The sequence below is a fragment of the Amnibacterium kyonggiense genome (genome assembly GCF_004364555.1).
GTDB classification, from domain to species: Bacteria; Actinomycetota; Actinomycetes; order Actinomycetales; family Microbacteriaceae; genus Amnibacterium; species Amnibacterium kyonggiense.
Window position 1 is genome coordinate 118583 of record NZ_SOAM01000002.1, and the last position, 18269, is coordinate 136851.

At 77.5% G+C, this 18269-nt stretch carries 22 protein-coding genes; 14 read left to right on the forward strand and 8 right to left on the reverse strand.

Annotated elements, in window-relative coordinates:
• The first annotated feature begins 17 nt into the window (after positions 1-17).
• The 4 genes from CLV52_RS08925 (at position 18) to CLV52_RS08935 (ending at position 3572) form a co-directional block, all read left to right on the forward strand.
• Positions 18-890 carry a universal stress protein gene (locus CLV52_RS08925; RefSeq protein WP_133766019.1) on the forward strand — a complete coding sequence of 291 codons (873 nt, stop codon included), beginning with the start codon at positions 18-20 and terminating at the stop codon, positions 888-890.
• A 58-nt stretch (positions 891-948) separates the two neighbouring features.
• Positions 949-1950 carry a zinc-binding alcohol dehydrogenase family protein gene (locus CLV52_RS08930; protein WP_133766020.1) on the forward strand — a complete coding sequence of 334 codons (1002 nt, stop codon included), beginning with the start codon at positions 949-951 and terminating at the stop codon, positions 1948-1950.
• An 84-nt stretch (positions 1951-2034) separates the two neighbouring features.
• Positions 2035-2187, forward strand: coding sequence for a hypothetical protein (locus CLV52_RS18370; RefSeq protein ID WP_162850776.1), 153 nt, complete (start codon positions 2035-2037; stop codon positions 2185-2187).
• Positions 2184-3572, forward strand: a complete 1389-nt coding sequence (locus tag CLV52_RS08935; protein ID WP_133766021.1) for a serine/threonine-protein kinase — start codon at positions 2184-2186, stop codon at positions 3570-3572. The genes CLV52_RS18370 and CLV52_RS08935 overlap by 4 nt, the downstream gene beginning before the upstream one ends.
• 57 nt (positions 3573-3629) lie before the next feature.
• Here CLV52_RS08935 and CLV52_RS08940 read toward each other — a convergent pair whose 3' ends face one another.
• Positions 3630-3839 (reverse strand): DUF1918 domain-containing protein, encoded by a 210-nt coding sequence (locus CLV52_RS08940; protein ID WP_133766022.1) that lies wholly within the window; start codon positions 3837-3839, stop codon positions 3630-3632.
• 147 nt (positions 3840-3986) lie between these two features.
• On the opposite strand from CLV52_RS08940, the gene CLV52_RS18375 reads away from it, so the two are divergent.
• The 5 genes from CLV52_RS18375 (at position 3987) to mgtA (ending at position 9149) form a co-directional block, all read left to right on the forward strand.
• Positions 3987-4445, forward strand: coding sequence for a hypothetical protein (locus tag CLV52_RS18375; RefSeq protein WP_162850777.1), 459 nt, complete (start codon positions 3987-3989; stop codon positions 4443-4445).
• 409 nt (positions 4446-4854) lie between these two features.
• On the forward strand, positions 4855-5148 hold the full coding sequence (locus CLV52_RS08950) for a lycopene cyclase domain-containing protein (protein ID WP_133766024.1): 294 nt from the start codon (positions 4855-4857) through the stop codon (positions 5146-5148).
• The gene (locus tag CLV52_RS18380) at positions 5145-5576 is read left to right on the forward strand and encodes a lycopene cyclase domain-containing protein (protein WP_162850778.1); all 432 of its coding nucleotides are present in this window, start codon (positions 5145-5147) and stop codon (positions 5574-5576) included. Before CLV52_RS08950 ends, CLV52_RS18380 begins: the two co-directional genes overlap by 4 nt.
• The gene (locus tag CLV52_RS08955) at positions 5560-6453 is read left to right on the forward strand and encodes a 2-oxo acid dehydrogenase subunit E2 (protein ID WP_162850779.1); all 894 of its coding nucleotides are present in this window, start codon (positions 5560-5562) and stop codon (positions 6451-6453) included. Before CLV52_RS18380 ends, CLV52_RS08955 begins: the two co-directional genes overlap by 17 nt.
• Positions 6441-9149 (forward strand): magnesium-translocating P-type ATPase, encoded by a 2709-nt coding sequence (mgtA, locus tag CLV52_RS08960; protein ID WP_133766026.1) that lies wholly within the window; start codon positions 6441-6443, stop codon positions 9147-9149. Before CLV52_RS08955 ends, mgtA begins: the two co-directional genes overlap by 13 nt.
• A gap of 27 nt (positions 9150-9176) precedes the next feature.
• Here the strand turns inward: mgtA and CLV52_RS08965 are convergent, their stop codons facing one another.
• Positions 9177-9959, reverse strand: a complete 783-nt coding sequence (locus CLV52_RS08965; protein WP_133766027.1) for an SDR family oxidoreductase — start codon at positions 9957-9959, stop codon at positions 9177-9179.
• A gap of 168 nt (positions 9960-10127) precedes the next feature.
• On the opposite strand from CLV52_RS08965, the gene CLV52_RS08970 reads away from it, so the two are divergent.
• Entirely contained in the window at positions 10128-10880 is a 753-nt protein-coding gene (locus CLV52_RS08970) for an AMIN-like domain-containing (lipo)protein (RefSeq protein ID WP_133766028.1), read from the forward strand.
• 54 nt (positions 10881-10934) lie between these two features.
• Here CLV52_RS08970 and CLV52_RS08975 read toward each other — a convergent pair whose 3' ends face one another.
• Positions 10935-11153 carry a hypothetical protein gene (locus tag CLV52_RS08975; protein WP_133766029.1) on the reverse strand — a complete coding sequence of 73 codons (219 nt, stop codon included), beginning with the start codon at positions 11151-11153 and terminating at the stop codon, positions 10935-10937.
• A gap of 125 nt (positions 11154-11278) precedes the next feature.
• Between CLV52_RS08975 and CLV52_RS08980 the strand changes: the two genes are divergently transcribed.
• The gene (locus CLV52_RS08980; protein WP_133766030.1) at positions 11279-12184 is read left to right on the forward strand and encodes a universal stress protein; all 906 of its coding nucleotides are present in this window, start codon (positions 11279-11281) and stop codon (positions 12182-12184) included.
• 7 nt (positions 12185-12191) lie between these two features.
• Here the strand turns inward: CLV52_RS08980 and CLV52_RS08985 are convergent, their stop codons facing one another.
• The 4 genes from CLV52_RS08985 to CLV52_RS09000 all read right to left on the reverse strand — a co-directional run bounded on the left by CLV52_RS08985 (position 12192) and on the right by CLV52_RS09000 (position 14811).
• Entirely contained in the window at positions 12192-13490 is a 1299-nt protein-coding gene (locus CLV52_RS08985; RefSeq protein WP_133766031.1) for an erythromycin esterase family protein, read from the reverse strand.
• Entirely contained in the window at positions 13487-14116 is a 630-nt protein-coding gene (locus CLV52_RS08990; protein WP_246018049.1) for a phosphoribosyltransferase, read from the reverse strand. The genes CLV52_RS08985 and CLV52_RS08990 overlap by 4 nt, the downstream gene beginning before the upstream one ends.
• 23 nt (positions 14117-14139) lie before the next feature.
• The gene (locus CLV52_RS08995; RefSeq protein ID WP_133766033.1) at positions 14140-14553 is read right to left on the reverse strand and encodes a DUF1707 SHOCT-like domain-containing protein; all 414 of its coding nucleotides are present in this window, start codon (positions 14551-14553) and stop codon (positions 14140-14142) included.
• A 72-nt stretch (positions 14554-14625) separates the two neighbouring features.
• Positions 14626-14811, reverse strand: a complete 186-nt coding sequence (locus tag CLV52_RS09000) for a hypothetical protein (RefSeq protein WP_133766034.1) — start codon at positions 14809-14811, stop codon at positions 14626-14628.
• A 145-nt stretch (positions 14812-14956) separates the two neighbouring features.
• On the opposite strand from CLV52_RS09000, the gene CLV52_RS09005 reads away from it, so the two are divergent.
• Positions 14957-15811 carry a universal stress protein gene (locus CLV52_RS09005; protein ID WP_133766035.1) on the forward strand — a complete coding sequence of 285 codons (855 nt, stop codon included), beginning with the start codon at positions 14957-14959 and terminating at the stop codon, positions 15809-15811.
• Complete coding sequence (locus CLV52_RS09010) at positions 15808-16662, forward strand: universal stress protein (protein ID WP_133766036.1); 855 nt, start codon at positions 15808-15810, stop codon at positions 16660-16662. The genes CLV52_RS09005 and CLV52_RS09010 overlap by 4 nt, the downstream gene beginning before the upstream one ends.
• 11 nt (positions 16663-16673) lie before the next feature.
• Here the strand turns inward: CLV52_RS09010 and CLV52_RS09015 are convergent, their stop codons facing one another.
• A complete protein-coding gene (locus CLV52_RS09015) occupies positions 16674-17153 on the reverse strand; it encodes a BON domain-containing protein (RefSeq protein WP_133766037.1) in 480 nt (159 codons plus the stop codon).
• Positions 17154-17275: 122 nt separating this feature from the next.
• Here CLV52_RS09015 and CLV52_RS09020 point away from each other — a divergent pair, with 122 nt between their 5' ends.
• Entirely contained in the window at positions 17276-18226 is a 951-nt protein-coding gene (locus tag CLV52_RS09020) for a universal stress protein (RefSeq protein WP_133766038.1), read from the forward strand.
• The last annotated feature ends 43 nt before the right edge of the window (positions 18227-18269 follow it).

Sequence of the window (18269 nt, forward strand, 5' to 3'; positions counted from 1 at the left end):
CGCCCGACCCTGCCGGGATGGATCTGTTCGACGAAGCCGTCGTCGCGTGGGACGGGTCATCGGCGTCCCGGGCCGCGGCGTCGTGGGCGGCCGACCGCCAGCACGGCTCGGGGCGGCTGCGGCTCCTCCACGTGCTGACCGCGTCCGAGGACGGCGCCGCCGAGGAGGCCGCCGTCGCCGCCGAAGCGGTCCGACTCCGCCGGCGGCATCCGGCGCTGCTGGTCAGCGCGGCCGTCGAGCGCGGCGAGCCCGAGCGCGGCCTGCTCGACGCGGCCGAGGGCGGCGGCCTCCTCGTGCTCGGCGTCCGATCCGGCACGGACCGCGCGCCGTCCGCCGGGCGCGCCTTCGCCCTGCGGCTCGCGGCGCTCGCGCGCTGCCCGGTCGTGGTCGTGCCGGACCCGGTGCGGACCGGCGACCGCGTGGTCGTCGGCGTGGACGGCACCGCGTCGTCGACCGCGGCCGCGCTCGTCGCGGCGGACGAGGCGGCGCACCGCGGGCTGCCGCTCGAGCTCGTGCACGCCTGGTGGGAGGACGACCTCTGGGCGGTGCTGCCCGGGTACGAGCCGCACCGGGCGCACCTCCTCGAGGAGGCGCACCGCGCGCTGCTCGACGAGTGCGGGGACGCGATCACGGAGCGCCGGCCCGACGTCCGCCAGCGCAGGCGCCTCGTGCACGCGCCGGCCGACGAGGGCGTCGCCGACGCGGCGGACGGGGCGGCGCTCGTCGTGCTCGGGCGGCACGACGGCGTGATCGCGGTGCCGGCGCTGCTCGGCACGTCGGGGCGGCTCCTCCTGAGCCGGGCCGTCGTCCCCACGATGATCGTCGGCGCAGCGCCCCGGACGCCGCCGGCCGAGGCGCGCGGTCGGGCGGCGATGCCGTCGCTCGGCTGAGCGCCGGCGGCGACGAAAGGCCCTGGCGTCCGTCTGCCGGGCGGCGGAGGGTGCGCGCATGCCCGCAGCCGCCTGGACCGCGCCCGGCCACGACGGCGTGCTGGAGCGCACGGAGCGGGAGCTCGGCCCCATCGCACCCGACGCGGTGCGCGTGCGGGTCGAGGCCTGCGGGGTGTGCCGCACCGACCTCCACGTGGTCGACGGCGACCTGCCGCCGCGGCTGCCCGCGGTCGTGCCGGGCCACCAGGTCGTGGGCGTCGTGGTCGACCGGGGCGGCGCGGCCCGGCGCTTCGCGCTCGGGGACCGGGTCGGCATCGCCTGGCTGCGCGGCACGTGCGGGGTCTGCGCGTGGTGCCGCTCCGGGCGCGAGAACCTGTGCCCCCGGGCGACGTTCACCGGCTGGGACGCAGACGGAGGCTTCACCGCGGAGACCGACGTGCCCGAAGCGTTCGCCTACCGGCTGCCGGCCGACGCGGACCCCGTCGCGACGGCGCCGCTCCTCTGCGCCGGGATCATCGGGTTCCGGGCGCTGCAGCGGGCGGCGCTGCCCCCGGGCGGCCGGCTGGCGGTGCTCGGCTTCGGCTCGAGCGCGTCGATCACGGCGCAGCTGGCCCGGGCGGCCGGCGCGGAGGTCGTCGTCATCACCCGCGGCGGCGGGAACCGGGCGCTCGCCGCGTCGATGGGGTTCGCCGTGACGGCGGGGGAGCGGGACCTGCCCGACCGGGGCGTCGACGCGGCGATCGTGTTCGCGCCGGCCGGCGACCTCGTCCCGGTGGCGCTCGAGGCGACCCTGCCCGGCGGCACGGTGGTGCTCGCCGGGATCCACATGTCGCCCGTGCCGCCGCTCGACTACGACCGGCACCTGTTCCGCGAGCGGGACCTCCGCTCCGTCACCGCGAACACCCGCGCGGACGGCATGCACCTCCTCCGGATCGCGACGCGGCTCGGCATCGGACCGACGACCACGACGTACGGGTTCGAGGACGCGCCGCGCGCGCTCGACGACCTGCGCAGCGGCCGCGCCGCGGGCTCGCTCGTGCTGCTCGGCCCCGGCGCCTGACGCGCCGCGAGGATCGCGTGCGGTCCGCTCCGGGCGGGACGAACGGCCCTCCCGACGGGGTGCGCCGCGCGTGACCGTGAGCCCGTGCAGCGGAACCGGTCGGCGAGGGACGCAGCGGCGGCCCGCACGATCCGCCGCGCGGTCTCCGTCGCCGGCATCGCGGTCGCCTGCCTCCTGCTGGCCGTCGAGCGCCGGGACGTGCGGGCGGCCGAACGACTCGCGGCGGGACGGCGATGAGCATCGGCGCCGCCGTGCGGCGGATGCTGCCGGCCGCGATCGGGTCGCACCCCGGTCCGGATCGGGCCGCCCCGCCGGCCCGGGCCGACGAGCGGCCGGCGCCCCCGCCGCGCCGCCGCAGCGAGCTGGCGCCCGGCACGGTCGTCGGCGCGCGGTACCGGATCGACGGCGTGCTCGCCCGCGGCGGCATGGGCGTCGTGCACACCGCGTTCGACCCGTTCCTCCTGCGGGACGTGGTGGTGAAGGTGCTCGACGCGCCCGCCGTCCAGGATCGGACCACGCGCGGCGCCGCGTGGGAGGGCGTGGTCGCGGCCACGGTGTCCCACCCGGCGCTGATGCCCGTGCTCGACGCCGGAACGGTCCGGCGGGAGGACGGGACGGAGACCGACTTCCTCGTGATGGAGCGCATGCGCGGCGGCGATCTGCACGCCCTGCTCGCGCGCCGCCCGCTGCGCTGGGACCAGGCGGCGGCGCTCGGCGCGGAGCTCGCGGAGGGACTCGCCCTCCTGCACGGGGCGGGGCTCGTGCACCGCGACGTGAAGCCGGCGAACGTGCTGATCGCGACCGTCGACCCCGACGAGCGCCTCCGTGCGCGGCTGGCCGACTTCGGGACGGCGATCGGCGCGGTTGACCTCGCGCCGGGCCCCGATCTCGGCACGGTCGCCTACATGTGCCCGGAGCAGGTCCGCGGGCGCCGCGCGACCGACCGGTCCGACGTCTACTCGCTCGGCCTCGTCCTCCTGGAGGCCGTCACCGGGCACCGGGAGTTCCCCGGCTCGGTCGACGAGTCGGCGCTCGCCCGGCTGCGGCGCGAGCCGTTCCTGCCGCCCGACCTCCCCGCGCGGTTCGCGGAGGTCCTGCGGGGCATGACCGCGACGACGGCCGACCGGCGCCCGCCCGCGGAGGAGGTCGCGCGCCGACTCGCCGCGTGCGCGACCGGGCCGGGCGGGAGCGCTGCGCCGGACGCGACGCTCGAGCGCCTCCGCACCTCCGCGACCCTCGCGGCCCGCCTCACCGGCGCCGTCGGGGCCGCGGTGCTCCTGCCGGACGCGACGGGGACGGACGTGCTGGCCGCACCGGGACACCTCCGGGTGCCCCGGCGGCTCGACGGCGACGGCTGGCCGCGCACGCACCCGTCGGCGGCCTGGACCGTGGACGACCTCGCGGCCGATCCCGTCGTCAGCGAGCACGCCCTGCTCGCGGCCGGCGTGCGCGCCGCGGCCGGTGTGCCGATTCCCGGCGACCGCCCCGGGGCGATGCTCTGCGTGTTCGAGGACCGCCCGCGGCACTTCTCGGGGCAGGCGGTCCGCGACCTCGTGGCCGTCGCCTCGATGCTCGACCTCGGCGCCGGACGGGCGGCGGATCGGGACCGGGCGACGGACTGACCCCGGACGGACCGGGCTCGGCGGCCCGGGCTCAGTGGACGGGCTCAGTGGACGGGCTCAGCGGACGGGGGACGTCCGCGCCGGTGCGGCGACGACCGTCGCGTCGGCGCCGGGGAACACGAGTCCGGTCCGGCCGGAGTCGTCCCACCGCACCACGAACGGTTCGGAGCCGCCGGCGCCGTGCACCTCGAGGATCTCGCCCCGTCGCGAGGGCTCGCCCTGCCGTCGTGCCTGGACGACGAGCTCGTCCCCGACCTCCGCATGCATCTCGCCACCTCTGCCGCGAGTCGACCGGGTCGTCCTCCCGCGCACCACGGGCGAAGGTCCTCCGCCGCCGGATCAGCGCCGGGGGAGGGGCAGCGCCCGGGACCATCTGCTCTCCCCGCACCCGCGCCGCGGCGGCAGGGTCGGCCCGTGCGAGCGACCTCGACCCACGAGTCCGGAGCGGACCGCCGGACGAGCGAAGGCGCCCGTCGGGCGTTCGCCCTGCTCGCCGGCGCCGCCGCGCTGGTCGTGCTCGTGCAGTTCGCCACGGGGGCGGAGGTCGTCGGCACCGACGGGGCCGCCGCCGACCGCTGGGCCGCGCTGCACGGGGCGACGGCCTTCGGCCTGGTCGCCGCCTCCCTCGCCGCGGCGGTCGTCGCGGTCGTCGCGCTGCGCCGAGCCGCCCCGGTGCTCGCCGCGGTCGCGGTCGCCTTCGCGGCGGCGGCGCTCGTTCAGACGGCCACGGGACGACTGATCAGCGACGCCGACCTCGACGCGCTCGTCCCGCTCCACGTGTTCTGCTCCGCGCTCGTCGTCGCGCTGGCGGCGTGGGCGTCGATCGGCTCCGCGGCGCTCCGCCGGTCCCGTTCGACGGCGGCTCGTCCGTAGCCCCGCCGCCGCCGGATCCGAGCCGGGGATGCTCGACCCAGCTCGGGCGTGCCCGAGCGCAGTACCCGCGACCTCGCGCGAAGGCGACGCGGGGCGACTCCCACGGGTGGAGCACCGAGGAGGTGGTGCAGCGCCGCGCGACCAGCTCGCGCGCGACCTCGACCCGGCCCCATCCGGTGACGGTGCTGCGCCTGCACGCCTCGACCGCCGCGTCGAGCGCATCCGCCGCCGGGCGCCCTCGGGCCGGAGCGCCTCCCATGCGCTCAGGCTCGGCGCGGACCGTCGTCGCCGCCAGGGCCGTTCGGCCGTCGCGGCGGTGGACCGCACCCGGGAGGGGCCGAAAGACCCCGGCGCATGAGGGGGGACGACGGGGAGAGTCCTCGCTCGGGACCGGACGGGAGGAGTCCGCATGCAGGCGCTCTACCTGACGGGGATCCTGACGTCGACGGGCGCGCTCGTGCTGGTCGATCGGCGGTGGCGGCTCGCGTTCTTCCGCGCACCGGCGCGGGCGGCCGTCGTCGTCGGCGCGACCGCGCTGGTGCTGCTCGCGTTCGACCTGGCCGGGATCGCCGCCGGCGTCTTCCACGCCGGCGACCGCGTGATCGGGGTCTCGCTCGGCTTGCCGGACCTGCCGATCGAGGAGCCCCTGCTCCTGCTGTTCTTCGCCTACTTCGCCCTGCGCATGCTGCGGATCCACCGATGAGGTCCACGTTCGCCCTGCTCGTCACCGGCCTGATCGCGCTGCCGGTCCTGCTGGACGTGGTCCTCCGCACGCACGCGCTCCGGACGCGGCGGGTGCTGCGGGTGGCCCTGTACCTCGTCGTCGTGACGCTGGTCTTCGACAACCTGCTCAGCGCCCTGCCGGTCTACGTGTTCGATCGGGATCGGACGCTCGGGGTGTTCCTCCCGTTCGCGCCGCTGGAGGACCTCGGCTACATCGTGGGAGTCGTGCTGCTCGTCGCGGTGCTCGACGCCGCCGTCGGTGCGCGCGCCGAGCGCGGGACGTCCGCTCGCGAGGGGCGCATCCGGACGCCGGGCGCCGCGCGGCGGCCGGAGGGCACCGGCGCGGGCGACGCGTCACCGCCGATCGGGGCGGCCCAGGTCAGGGACCGCGGTGGACCGCGCGCGTGAGCGGGTCCGGGTCGTCCGGCCGCTCGGCTCGACCCGGCGGGTCCTGGCCGGCGCGCTGCGGGCCGGTCGGCGGCAGGCGCCGATGACCGGCCTCCTCGAGCTCGACGTCACGACGGCGGAGGCGTGGCTGCGCGACCACCCCGACCGGCCGGTCTCGATGACCGCCTTCGTGACCGCGTGCGTCGCTCGAGCGGCGCAGCGCCATCCGGAGGTGCACGCTTACCGCACCTGGGCCGGCCGCATCGCGGAGCACCGGTACGTCGACGTCGCGGTGCTCGTCGAGACGGCGACGCCGCGGGGCCCGGTCGGGCTGCCGCGCCTGCTCGTCGACGCCGACGCGCGATCGGTCGAGGAGCTGACCGCGGAGCTGCGCTCGACGCGGGCGCAGCCCGCCGCCGGGAGCGCGGGGCGCCTGCTCCAGCGCACCGCGCCCGTGCTCGCGCGGATCCCCGGCGCCACCGCGGCGCTGTACCTCGCGATGGCGCGCTCGCCCGCCGCCCGCCGGCACGTCGGCACCGTCTCGGTCACCGCGGTCGGCATGTTCGGGGGCGGCGGCGGATTCGGCATCGCGCCGCCGACCGTGATGCCGCTGGCGGTGGTGGTCGGCGGGATCGCGCAGCGGCCGAGGGTGGTCGACGGAGGGGTCGAGCCGCGCTGGACGCTCGATCTGACGGTCGCGATCGATCACGCCGTGGTCGACGGCGCACCGGCCGCCCGGTTCTGCGCCGAGCTGCGCCGGCTCGTCGAGACCGCCGGTCCGCTCGTCGCGCCGGAGGAGGACCGGACCCGCTCCCGAACGGCCGGGACGCGGACGACGCCCGAGGGGCCCTTCGCCCCTGACGCCCGGGAGGAATCGCTGCGCAGATGGCGGATGTGACCGGCACGCGCCCCGCCCGCCCCGTGCCCGCCGTCACCCGGACCGCGCCCGCGCTGCCGCGGGAGCTCACGCCCGGCGAGCTCGACCTCGTGACCGCGGCCCGCCTCCCGGCCGATGCGGTGCTCGCGCGCGTCCGTTCGCGGCCGACCGGCCTGACGACGGCGGAGGCCGGCGAGCGCCGGACCGCGGCCGGCCCGAACCTCGTGCACGCGCGCCGGGTGCGCTGGTGGGCGGTGCTCGGCGCGCAGTTCCGCAACCCGCTCGTCGTCCTGCTGATCGTCTGCGCCGCCGTGGCCGGGGTCACTGGCGACCCCACCGCGATGACGATCATCCTCGTCATTGTCGCCGTGAGCGCCGGCCTCGGCTTCGTGAACGAGTTCCGCGCCGAGCTCGCCGTGGCCGCGCTGCACGCCCGGATCAGCCGCCGCGCAGTGGTGTGGCGCGACGGCGCGCCGGTCGCTCTCGACGTCACGGCGCTCGTGCCCGGGGACGTCGTCGACCTCCGCGTCGGTGACCTCGTACCCGCCGACCTGCGCCTGCTCGCCACGACGACCCTCGAGTGCGACGAGGCGCTGCTGACGGGGGAGTCCGCCTCCGCGGGGAAGACCGCGGCCGCGTCGCCAGAGGCCTCGGGCCTCGACCTGCCCTGCTGCGCGCTGATGGGGACGATCGTGCACACCGGCGGCGGTCGGGGCGTGGTCACCGCGATCGGGCGCGGCACCGCCTTCGGGGCCATCGCGGCCGGCCTCGCCGAGCAGTCGCCGCGGACGGCGTTCCAGGCCGGCCTGTCCGCGTTCTCGCGGTTCCTGGTCGGCATCGCCGCGATCCTCACCGTCGGCATCTTCGTCGTGAACGCCGCCTTCGGCCGGCCGATCATCGACGCGCTGCTCTTCTCCCTCGCGATCGCGGTCGGGATCACCCCGGAGATGATGCCGGCGATCGTCACCGTCAGCCTCTCCGCGGGCTCGCGGCGGCTCGCCGCGCAGAAGGTGCTCGTCAAGCGCCTCGTCGCGATCGAGGATCTCGGGGACATCCGCACGCTGTTCACGGACAAGACCGGGACCCTGACGGAGGGGCGGACGACCTTCGCCGAGGCCCTCGACCCGTCCGGCGCCCCCGATCCCGGCCTGCTCCGGTGGGGGCTGCTGTGCACCGAGTCGACTCCGGGTCCCACGGGGCCCGTCGGGGGCAACGACCTCGACCAGGCCCTGTGGCGCGCACCGCGGGCGGACGACCCGACGGCCTCCTTCCGCCGCGACGCGATGCTGCCCTTCGACCACGAGCGGCAGCTCGCGAGCACCGCGGTCACCGGCCCCGACGGGCAGCGGGTGCTCGTCACCAAGGGCGCCCCCGAGGCCGTGCTGCGCCGGTGCGCGGCGGTCGACCCGGCGGCCGAGGAGACGCTCCGGCGCCTGTTCGCCGCGGGCGCGCGCGTCGTCGCGGTCGCCTCGCGGCCGCTGCCCGGGCCGACCGCCGAGCTCGCCGTCGCGGACGAGACCGGGCTCCGCCTGCTCGGGTTCCTCACCTTCGTCGACCGGCCGAAGGCGGACGCGGGCGCGGCGATCCGCCGGCTGGCCGGGCTGGAGGTCGACGTCAAGCTCGTGACCGGCGACAACGGCACGGTCGCGGAGGCCGTGTGCGCGGAGCTCGGCGTGCCGGTCACCGGCGTGCTCACCGGCGCGGAGCTCGACGCGCTCGACGACGCCCGGCTCGCCGCGCTCATCCAGGCCACGACGGTGTTCGCCCGGGTCACGCCCGTGCAGAAGGCGCGCATCGTGAAGACCGCCCGCGTGCACGGCGGCGTGGTCGCCTTCCTCGGCGACGGGGTGAACGACGCCGTCGCGCTCCACCACGCCGACGTCGGCATCTCCGTGGACGGCGCGACCGACGTGGCGAAGGACGCGGCCGACGTGGTCCTGCTCGAGAAGGACCTGGACGTGCTCGCCGACGGGGTGACCGAGGGGCGCCGCATCTTCGCGAACACGATGAAGTTCGTGTTCATGGCGACGTCGTCCAACTTCGGGAACATGTTCAGCGCGGCCGGCGCCTCGCTGTTCCTCCCGTTCCTGCCGATGCTCCCGTCGCAGATCCTGCTGAACAACCTGCTCTACAACGGCGGGCAGCTCGCGATCCCGACGGACCGCACCGACCCGGAGGTCCTCGCGCGGCCCGCCGCCTGGGACATCCGCTTCATCCGCCGGTTCATGCTCCTCTTCGGGCCGATCAGCTCGGTCTTCGACTTCCTCACCTTCGGCGTGATGCTGCTCCTGCTCCACGCGGGACCCCCGGAGTTCCGCACGGGCTGGTTCATCGAGTCCCTCGCCACCCAGACCCTCGTGATCTACGTGATCCGCACCCGCCGGGTCCCGTTCCTCCGCAGCCGGCCGAGCGTCCCGATGCTCGTCGTCCCGCTGCTCACCGCGGGCGTCGGCGTGCTCCTGCCCTTCACCCCGATCGGCGGCGTGCTCGGGTTCTCCGTCGTGCCGGCGCCGTACTTCCTCGCCCTGCTCGCGATGATCGGGGCGTACCTCGCCCTCGCCGAGCTCGCGAAGCGCTGGTTCTACGCCGCGGGCCACGGCCCCCGGCAGGCGCCGCCGCGGTCGTTCGTCCAGCGGTGGGAGCGCCGGGTGCAGCGCCGCGCCGCCGTCTTCGTCCGCCACTCCCGGCACCCGGCGCCGGGGACGCTCCCCGGATGACGTCGACCCCGCGCGGGGCCGGGGACCTCACCAGGCGGCGTCCCCGCGGATCACCGCGTCCGATCCGCCGTCGATGAACACGATCTGGCCGCACAGGTGCGCGTTCTCCTCGCTCGTCGCCCACGCGAGGAGGTACGCGACGTCGATCGGCCGGAGGAACCCGTTCAGCGGCATCGGGACGATCTTCAGCAGTGCCGCCCGCTGCTCCGCGGTCCGGGTGAGGCCCTCGGTCATCGGGGTGGTGACGACGCCGGGGGCGACGGCGTTCAGCGGGATGCCCGCGCCCGCCCAGGCCGCGGTCGGCGCCGATCGGCGGACCCAGCGGACGAGGGCGCGCTTGGTCGTCGCGTAGATCCGGTTCGCGGCGTCGCCGCCCTCGGCCTCGAGCTCCGCAGCGCGTGCGAGCGCTGCGGGCTCGTCCTCGGCGGTGCAGGCCGCGAGCAGGGCGTCGTCCGGCGGGAAGAGCGCGGCCATCGACGCCGTGAGGACCGCGCGCGGCGCCCAGGAGCCCTCGAGCAGCGGACGCAGCCGGGTGAGGGTCGCGATCGTGCCGAAGTGGTTCACGGACACCGTCCTCGCCGTCGGCGCGGCCGATCCGGCGTTCGCGATGATCGCGTCGAGGTGGCCGCCCGCACGGTGCGCGACCTCGGTCACCATCCGGTCGCGGCCCTCCGCCGTCGAGAGGTCCGCCTCGACCTCGACGTCGTGCAGGTCGACCCCGATCACGCGCTCGCCGCGCTCGCTCAGCAGCCGCAGCGTCGCCGCCCCGATCCCGCTCGCCGCTCCCGTCACCACCGAGGTCCGCGCCATGGCTCCTGCTCCTCCGCTGCTCGCCGCTCCGTGCCCGACATCGTCCGGACCCGAGCGGGGCGCGACACGGCCGATGGTCCCGCTCGCCGTCGGGGCGCCGGACCTTGGGCTCTGCTCGCCGCCGTCGGCGACGCGCACGATCGCCCGCGAGGGGATCGGAGGCCGAGGATGCGCGGGCGCGGCGGAGCGGTCCCACGGGCGCTCGTCGGCGTCCTGTCGGCGTCGGTGCTCGTCGTCGCCCTCGCGGGCTGCGGGGGCGCGGCGCCGCGGCCGACGGTCACGCGCACGGTCGCCGTGCCGACCACGGCGACGCCGGCGCCGACGACCGCCGCGCCGTCGCCGTCCGGCGGCGCGACGCCGACCGGAGGCGGCCCGACGGTGCTGCGATCGCACATCACGCACGGGTGGGGCGTGCCGACCGCCGCGGCGCCGTTCAGGACGACGCACCGGATCGTCCCGCCGATCGCTCCGCCACCGGCGCCCCCGCTGCCGTGCCTGCGCTCGATCGGGTTCGGGCTGCACCACGCCGAGGGGTACGAGCAGCTGTCGTTCCGGTTCACCGGCGCCATGCCGGGCTCCGACATCCGGTACGTCGCCGCCGACGACCTCGTCGCGGACCCGTCGGGGCGTCGGCTGCCGGTCCGCGGGGACCGGGCGCTGCGGATCACATTCCGGGACGCCCAGGCGCACGGGGAGGACGGCGCGTCCACCGTCGTCGCGGCGCCGACGCGGCCGCTCCGGGGCGACGTGCTGCGGGACCTCGTCCGCGTCGGGGACTCCGAAGGGGTCGTCACCGTCGGCGTCGGCGTCGGCGGGCCCGACGAGGGCGGCGGTGCGCCGCGGGTGCGGGTCGTCGAGGTGGAGCGGATCGAGGCCGGTGTCCACCGCTTCGTCGTCGCCGTGCAGGTCGCCCTGCACTGAGCGGCCGCCCGACGGCGTCCGGCGCCCTCACGGGTCCGGCGGCGCCGCCGATCGTCAGCGGCGGCGGGCGAGCGCCAGCACGAGCACCGGACCGATCGGCTGCACGACGAGCAGCCCGATCCAGGCCGCGCGGGAGCCGCGGAGGCGCTCGGCCGGCGTGCGGACGAGCCGGACGGCCGCCGTCGCGGTGAGCGCGAGCTCCGCCGCGGCGCCGACGACGATCGCCGCCCGCCGTCGGGGGTTCAGGTCCTGCCAGTGCACCCGCCGCGTCATGCGTCCTCCTCCGTCCCGCGCCATCCGACCCGGCGCAGCCGCCGGCGACGACGGGCGAAGGTCCTGCGCCGGCGCGGGGACCTTCGCCACTCCAGCGTCGCCGACGACCCGGGGAGGATCCCGACGTGCGCACGTCCGGGATCGGCCTCGTCCGCGACGGCGGCCGGGTCGTCGCCGCCGTGCCCGTCGGGCCTGCGGCGGAGGCCGTCCTCCGCGCTGCCGAGTGGGTCGCGGTCGCATCGTCCGGGGTCCTCGTCCCGGTCGCCGTCGGTCCGCGCCGCCGTGCGGACGGGCCGTCCGTCGGCGCCCGGCTCACGGCTGCCGTCCGCGACGGCGTCGTGCCGGGTGCGGTCGAGGTCGAACCGCGCGTCCGCCTCGGCGACCCGGTCCAGCAGCTCGTCGCCGCGAGCGAGGACGCGGACCTGCTGGTGGTGGGCGACCACGCCCGGCCGTTCGGGCACGAGGGGCTCGGCGACGTCGCGGCCGGCTGCGTCCGGCGTGCGCGGTGCCCCGTTCTCGTCGTGCGGCCGGTCGAGCGGCTGCACCGCCGGGTCGTGCTCGGCGCCGGCACGGCGTCGCGAGCGTGGGCGGCGACCGCGGCGGCTGCGGCCGCGGCCCGCTGGTCCGACGGCGAGCTGCTCGTCGTCCGCGCCCGGGCCTGGTCGATCGGCTCGGTGCTCCCGCTGCGGTCGCTACCGCTGCTCCGGTCGCTCGACCCGGTCGCGTCCGCGGAGGCGGAGGTGCTCGCCCACCTGCTCGCGCTCGGGCAGGACCAGCCGCGGCATCGGCGCGGCGCGGCGCCCGCGGGCTCGGCGGCGTCGGTGCTCGTGCGCGAGTCCGCGTCCGCCGACCTCGTCGTCGTCGGGCGATCGGCCGGCGGGTCACGGGCCCGCCGCCGCTCGACGGCCGTCGTCGTCGCCGCCCGGGCGGCGTGCCCGGTGCTCGTCGTGCCGACCGACGGCGTGCGGACCGAGCCGGCCGAGCACCGTCCGGTGCGGCGCACCGCGCCGGGCGACGTCCTCGGCCGCTGATCCGGCCTCAGACGCCGGACGGCGCGGTCTCCAGCTCCGGCTCGACCGGCGGCGGCTCGTGATGGAGCGGCCGGAGGGCGGTCGTGCCCTCGACCCACAGCAGCGCGTCGTACCGCGCCCCCATCACGGTCGGCACGTACCCGCCGTCCTCGCGCGGCTCGTGCACGACCCCGATCGCGCGCATGCCGAGTCGCGTCCGGCTCCACGGCCCCGGTGCACCGCGGCGCAGGTCGATCACCGCGTCGCCGCCGAGCGCGTCGTGGAGCAGCGCCTCGTGGTCCCCGCGACGTCCGGGCGGCACCGGCATCCGCTCCTCCGGCAGGCCCCAGCCGCGCGCCGCGAGCACCTCGCCGCGGTGCCCCGCGATCCCGACGAGGAGCACCTGCCCGGGATCGTGCCGCTGCCGGAGCAGCTGGCCGAGGTTCAGCAGCCCCTGATCCGCCATCGACGTCGCGCGCGCGTCGCCGACGTGGGTGTTGTGCGCCCAGATCACGCCGCGCGCCGCCGGGCCGGTGCGCCGCGCGAGCCGGTCGACGGTCTCCGCCATGTGCACGTCGCGGATGTTCCAGGACGCCCGGTCGGTCCGCACCATCGCGCGGTAGTAGCGCTCGGCGCGGGAGACGATCTCCGCGTTCTGCGCCGCGTCGAAGGCGTCGTCCCCGTCGTGCGCGGTCGCGCCGCGCACGGCGACGAGCAGGTCGACCACGTCCGTCTCGCACGACGTCGGCACCAGCCGGGTGCTCCACGCGTAGCGCTGCGGGTCCTCGGAGAACGGCGCGAAGCAGCGCCACGCCTCCATCGCCTCCGGCAGGGCCTCCGGTCGGTGCTCGTCGAGCCAGCCGATGACGCGCGCGAGCGAGTCCCAGAGGGAGTAGAGGTCGAGGCCGACGAAGCCGGTTCGCTGCTCCGGGGGCCGGACCGCGTTCCAGGCGCGCAGCCGGTCGAGGAAGGCGGCCGTCTCCGCGTTCGCCCAGAGCCAGGTCGGCCACCGCCGGATGCCCGAGAGCACGCGCGCCGCGTCGGCCTCCGGCTCCGCGAGTCCGCGCACCCACCGGTCGACGCGCCAGCAGTCCGGCCAGTCGCCCTCGACGGCGATCCACGACACCCCGCACTCCTCGACGAGTCGGCGGGTGAGCGCGGCGCGCTGCTCGTAGTACTCGTGGGTGCCGTGGCTGGCCTCGCCGATCGCGACGAAGCGGCGGTGCCGGGCCAGGTCCACGACCGGGTCGAGGTCGGCCGGACCGCGCAGCGGGCGGGAGCGGCCGCGGATCTCCGCATGGAGGGCGTCGGCGCCGCCGGCGCTCACGTCGGCACCCCGGCGTGCTCGCGGGCCGCGCGCAGCAGCCGCACCACGTCCGCGTCGGTCACCTCGTCGAACCGGCCGTACCAGCGGCCGACCGCGTCGAACGGGTCGGGCTGCAGCGGGCAGACCACCACGTCCGGCCCGCGGAGCGCCGCGACGACGCGCCGCGCCCCGACCGGCGCTGCGAGCACGACCCGGGCCGCCCCGGCGCGGCGCACGACCTCGCACGCGGCCGCGGCGGTCGCCCCGGTGGCGATGCCGTCGTCGACGAGGAGCGCGGTGCGGTGCTGCAGGTCGGGCAGCGGCCCGTTCCGGAACCGCTGCAGGCGGAGGTCGAGCAGGGCCTGCTCGACGCGTTCGACCTCCGCGACCTCCTCCGCGGTGACCCCGCACCGGCGCACGAGGTCGAGGTCGAGCAGTCGGACGCCGCCCTCGCCGATCGCGCCCATCGCCACCTCCGGCGCGGTCGGCAGCCCGAGCTTCCGCACGACGACGACGTCGAGCGGCGCGCCGAGCCGCCGGGCCACCTCGGTCGCGACGACCACGCCGCCGCGGGGGAGCCCCAGGACGACCGCGTCGTCGACCGGCTCGTCGAGGAGCGCGTCCGCGAGCCGACGTCCCGCGTCCACCCGGTCGCGATACCGATCGCCGGTCACTGCCGCGGGCCGCCGCGCAGGGCGACGCCGACGATGCCGGCGACGGGGATCAGCAGGAACCACAGCCAGGACCAGGCGAAGCCGCCGCTGATCAGGAAGCCGGTCGCGAAGAACAGGATCACGGCCGCGAAGGGGGAGAGCGCCATCACGAGCCAGGCGGACGTGCGCGCGGGCGTCGGCACGTCCTCCCGGGCGACCCGCGACTCCGGCAGGTCCGCGAAGCACGGCGCGAGGTCGCCGCGGGTGCGCGCCGTCCTCGCCTGCACGAGCCGGTCGTCCAGCTCGTCCTCCGTCAGCCGTCCCTCGGCCTGCTCCCGCCGGAGGGCGGACACGGCCTCCTCCCGGTCCTCGTCGCTCAGCCGCTCGGCGGCGTACCGCTCGGCGAGGAAGCCCGCATCGATCGTCGTCATGCTCCGAGCGTGCGACGCGGGAGCGGGAGGGCCAGGGTCTTTCGCCCGGGGCGCCGGTCGCCGCCTCCGCGATCAGGCGTGCAGCGCGCTCAGCGCGTGGAACACGAGGATCGCGGGCCAGACCATCGCCTCGAGGATCGCCAGCACGACGCTCCAGAAGTCCGTCGCCCGGCCGAGGAAGTACACGAGCGCCCCGACGAACGTCACGAGCGACACCGCTCCGACCGTTCCCGCGCCCTGCACGCTGCCCTTCGCCATCGGTGCACCTCCCGTCCCGTGCGCCGCAGGCTAGGCCGCGGCACCGCACCGCGAGCGGGACCTTCGGACCGTGCGCGACGGGACCTTCTGCCCTCCCGGACGGGCGGATCCCCGCCGAGCGTGATCGCCGAACGGAGGACGCCGCGTGTTCGAAGACGTCGTGATCGGCTGGGATGCGGGGCCCTCGGCCCGCGAGGCCGCGGACTGGGCCCTCGATCGCGAGCTCGGTGCGCGCCACCGTCTGCTCCGCGTGCTCGACCACGAGCCGCTGGACCGGTTCGGGCGGTCGATCCCGCGCGTCGAGCTGCAGGAGGCGGTCGACGAGCTGCAGCGGGAGCGGCCGCGGCTCCGCCTGCTCGGCGAGTTCACCCGCGGCGACGTCGAGCGGGAGCTGGTGCGCCGCACCGGTCGCGACGTGCTGCTCGTGCTCGGCGGCGGAGCGGGCGCGCACGACGTGCGCTGGACGCTGCCCGCGCGCGTCGCCCGGGCCGCGCGCGGACCGGTCGTCGTCGTGCCGCAGGGCGCGACCGCTCGCACGGGACCCGTCGTCGTCGGCGTCGACGGCACCGCGTCGTCCCGGGCCGCCCTGCTCCGCGCCGCGGCGATCGCCGGGCTCGACGGCTCGCCGCTCGTCCTGGTGCACGCGTGGGAGGCGCTCGTGGAGGACGGGGACGCCGCCAGCGGCATCTCCGTCGGCGAGCACGCCGAGATCCTGGGCGCGGCCGCGGACGAGGCCGCGAGCGCGGCGCCGGACCTGCCGATCGAGCCCCGGCTCGTGCACGGCACGGCGGCGGAGGCGCTGCTCGACGCCGGGCGTGCGGCCTCGCTCGTCCTCCTCGGCCGGTCCGCGCGCCTCGCGCCCCGGGCGCTGCTGCTCGGCTCCGTCGCGCGCGCCGTCCTCGCCGGGAGTCCCGTCCCCGTGCTGCTGACCGGCGCGCAGGACCTGCCGGCTGCCGCGCGGCGCCGGGTCGCGCACGACGCCGTGGCCGGCCGGCCGTGATCGACGACGCGATCGTCTGGTGGGACGGTTCGTCCGCCGCGGCGGAGGCCGCCGAATGGGCGGCCGCCCGGCAGGCCGGACGCGGCACGCTCGTGCTGCTCGAGGTGGAGGAGCCGGGTCGTGCCGCGGGGCCGACGGAGCGCGCGACGGCGCGCGCCGCGCTCGACCTCGAGGTGCAGCGGCTGCGCGCCGAGCACCCCGGCGTCGTCGTGACCACCCGCTTCGCTCGCGGAGCGCCGGCCGCCGTGCTCCGCGCGGCGCCGGGACCGACCGCCGTGCTCGTGCTCGGCACCCGGGACCGCGCGGACGGCGGCAGCCGCTCGCGGCGCGCCTTCGCGATCCACGTCGCCGTCGGCGCCGCGGGCCCGGTGGTCGTGCTGCCCGACCACGGGCCCGACGGGCTGGGTGATCGGGTCGTCACGGGGGTCGACGGGTCCGCCACCGCCATCGAGGCGGCGCTGCTCGCCGCGGACGAGGCGATCCGACGCCACCAGCCGCTCGTCGTCGTGCACGCCTGGTTCGAGACGATCGGCGGCGACGCACTGATGCCGCTCACCGCCGGCGCCGCCGACCAGCTGTCGTCGGCGCACCGCGTCGTGCTCGACGAGGCGGTCGGGATCGTGTCGCGGCGGCATCCGGCGCTCGCGGTGACCCCGGTGCTCGCCCACCTCCCGGCCGGGGAGGCCATCGCGCGAGAGAGCGCGGACGCGTCGCTGGTCGTGCTCGGGCGGCACTCCGGCGCCCTGCCGGTGGCGGCCCTGCTCGGGTCGACCGCGCGGGTGGTCCTCCGGCGGGCCGCGGTCCCGACCCTGCTCATGGGCCCCGCGGTCGCGGTCGTGCTCGCCGCGTGAAGCAGCGGTCGTCACCGGACCCGGCGGAGGCGGCCGGCAGCCGGATGCGTCCGCAGCACGATGCCGCTCAGCACGTCCCGCACGCCGGGGACGCGGCGCACGGCGGCGACCGCGACGATCCGCAGCGCGTGCCCGTCGAGGAGCCCGTCCAGCACGACGACCCCCGCGTCCACGTCCACCCGCACGCCGTCGAACTCGGGGCCGAGCGCGCGCAGCACGGTCTCGGCGTCGGTCGCGATCCGCTGGTCGTCCGGCTCGGTTCCGTCGGCTTCGAGCCGCAGGCCGTCGTCGACCGCGCGCACCCCGGGCACGCCGCGGACCGCGGTGATCGCCCCGGAGCGCGCGAGGCCGCTCGGCACCGCGCCGTGCAGGCGGGCGACGCCGCCGTCGACCTCGACCTGCACGCCGTCCGCACCGCGGACCCGGGAGAGCGCCACCCGCGCCGACCGGACCGTCCGAGCATCCTGCAGGTCCATGACGCGCTGATCCATGGCGCCACCCTCGCCGGACGGTGCGGCGACGCCCTACGGACCAAAGTCCCGGAACCGGACGCGGTCGACCGGCGGGACCTTGTCCTCTGCGCAGCGGTCGCCGGCCGGCGGACGCTCCGGCCATGGACGAGGGCACCGGGACCGGCCGCCCGGTCGCCGGCCGCGGTCCGCGCGTCGTGGTGGGCGTCGACGGGTCGCGGGACAGCATCGCGGCGCTCCGGGCCGGCGAGTGGGCGGCGGCGATCCACGGCGGCACGCTCGTGGCGGTCTGCGCCTGGACGGTCCCGACGGCGGTGCCGGAGGCGCTCCTGATCACGCCGGACCTGGAGATCGCGGCGCGCGACGTCCTGCACGACGCCCTGGTGCACGCGTTCCACGGTCGGTGCAGCGTCCCCGTCGACACCGTGGTGCGCGGCGGTCGCCCGGCCTCCGTCCTCGTCGAGCAGGCGGCCGACGCCGTGCTTGTCGTCGTCGGCAGCCGCGGGCTCGGCGGGTTCACCGGCCTGCTGATGGGGTCGGTCAGCATGGGCGTCGCCGCGCACGCGAACTGCCCCGTGCTCGTGATGCACGACGGCGACGTCCCGCCCGCGGTGGAGGACGGCGTCATCGGCGGTCGGGTCGTGGTCGGCGACGGCGGCAGCGCCGAGGGCGCCGCGGTGATCCGGACGGCCGCCGTGGCGGCCGCGCGGATGCGCGCCGAGCTCGACGTCCTCGCGGGCTGGGAGGACACCACCGTGTTCGTGGACCCCCGCGTCGACTTCCGCGCGCGGCTCCGCACCGAGGCGATGGACCGGGCCGCGCGCGACGTCGCCGCGGCGTTCCCGGACGGGCGTCCGCCCCGCCTGCACGTCGACGTCCGCGAGGGTCCTGCGGCGCGGGTCCTCGTCGAGGCGAGCCGGAGCGCGGCGCTCGTCGTCGTCGGCCGCAGCTCGAGACGCGAGTTCGCCGGCGCGCTCCTCGGCTCCGTCGCCCTCGCGGTGGCGGAGCACGCCTCCTCACCGGTGCTCGTCGTGCCCGCGACCACGACGCCGCCGCGGACGCGACAGGCCGAGATGACGACGGCGGGCGCGTGATCGGAACGCGGGCGGGAGCACAGGGACGAACGGCCCTGGCTCC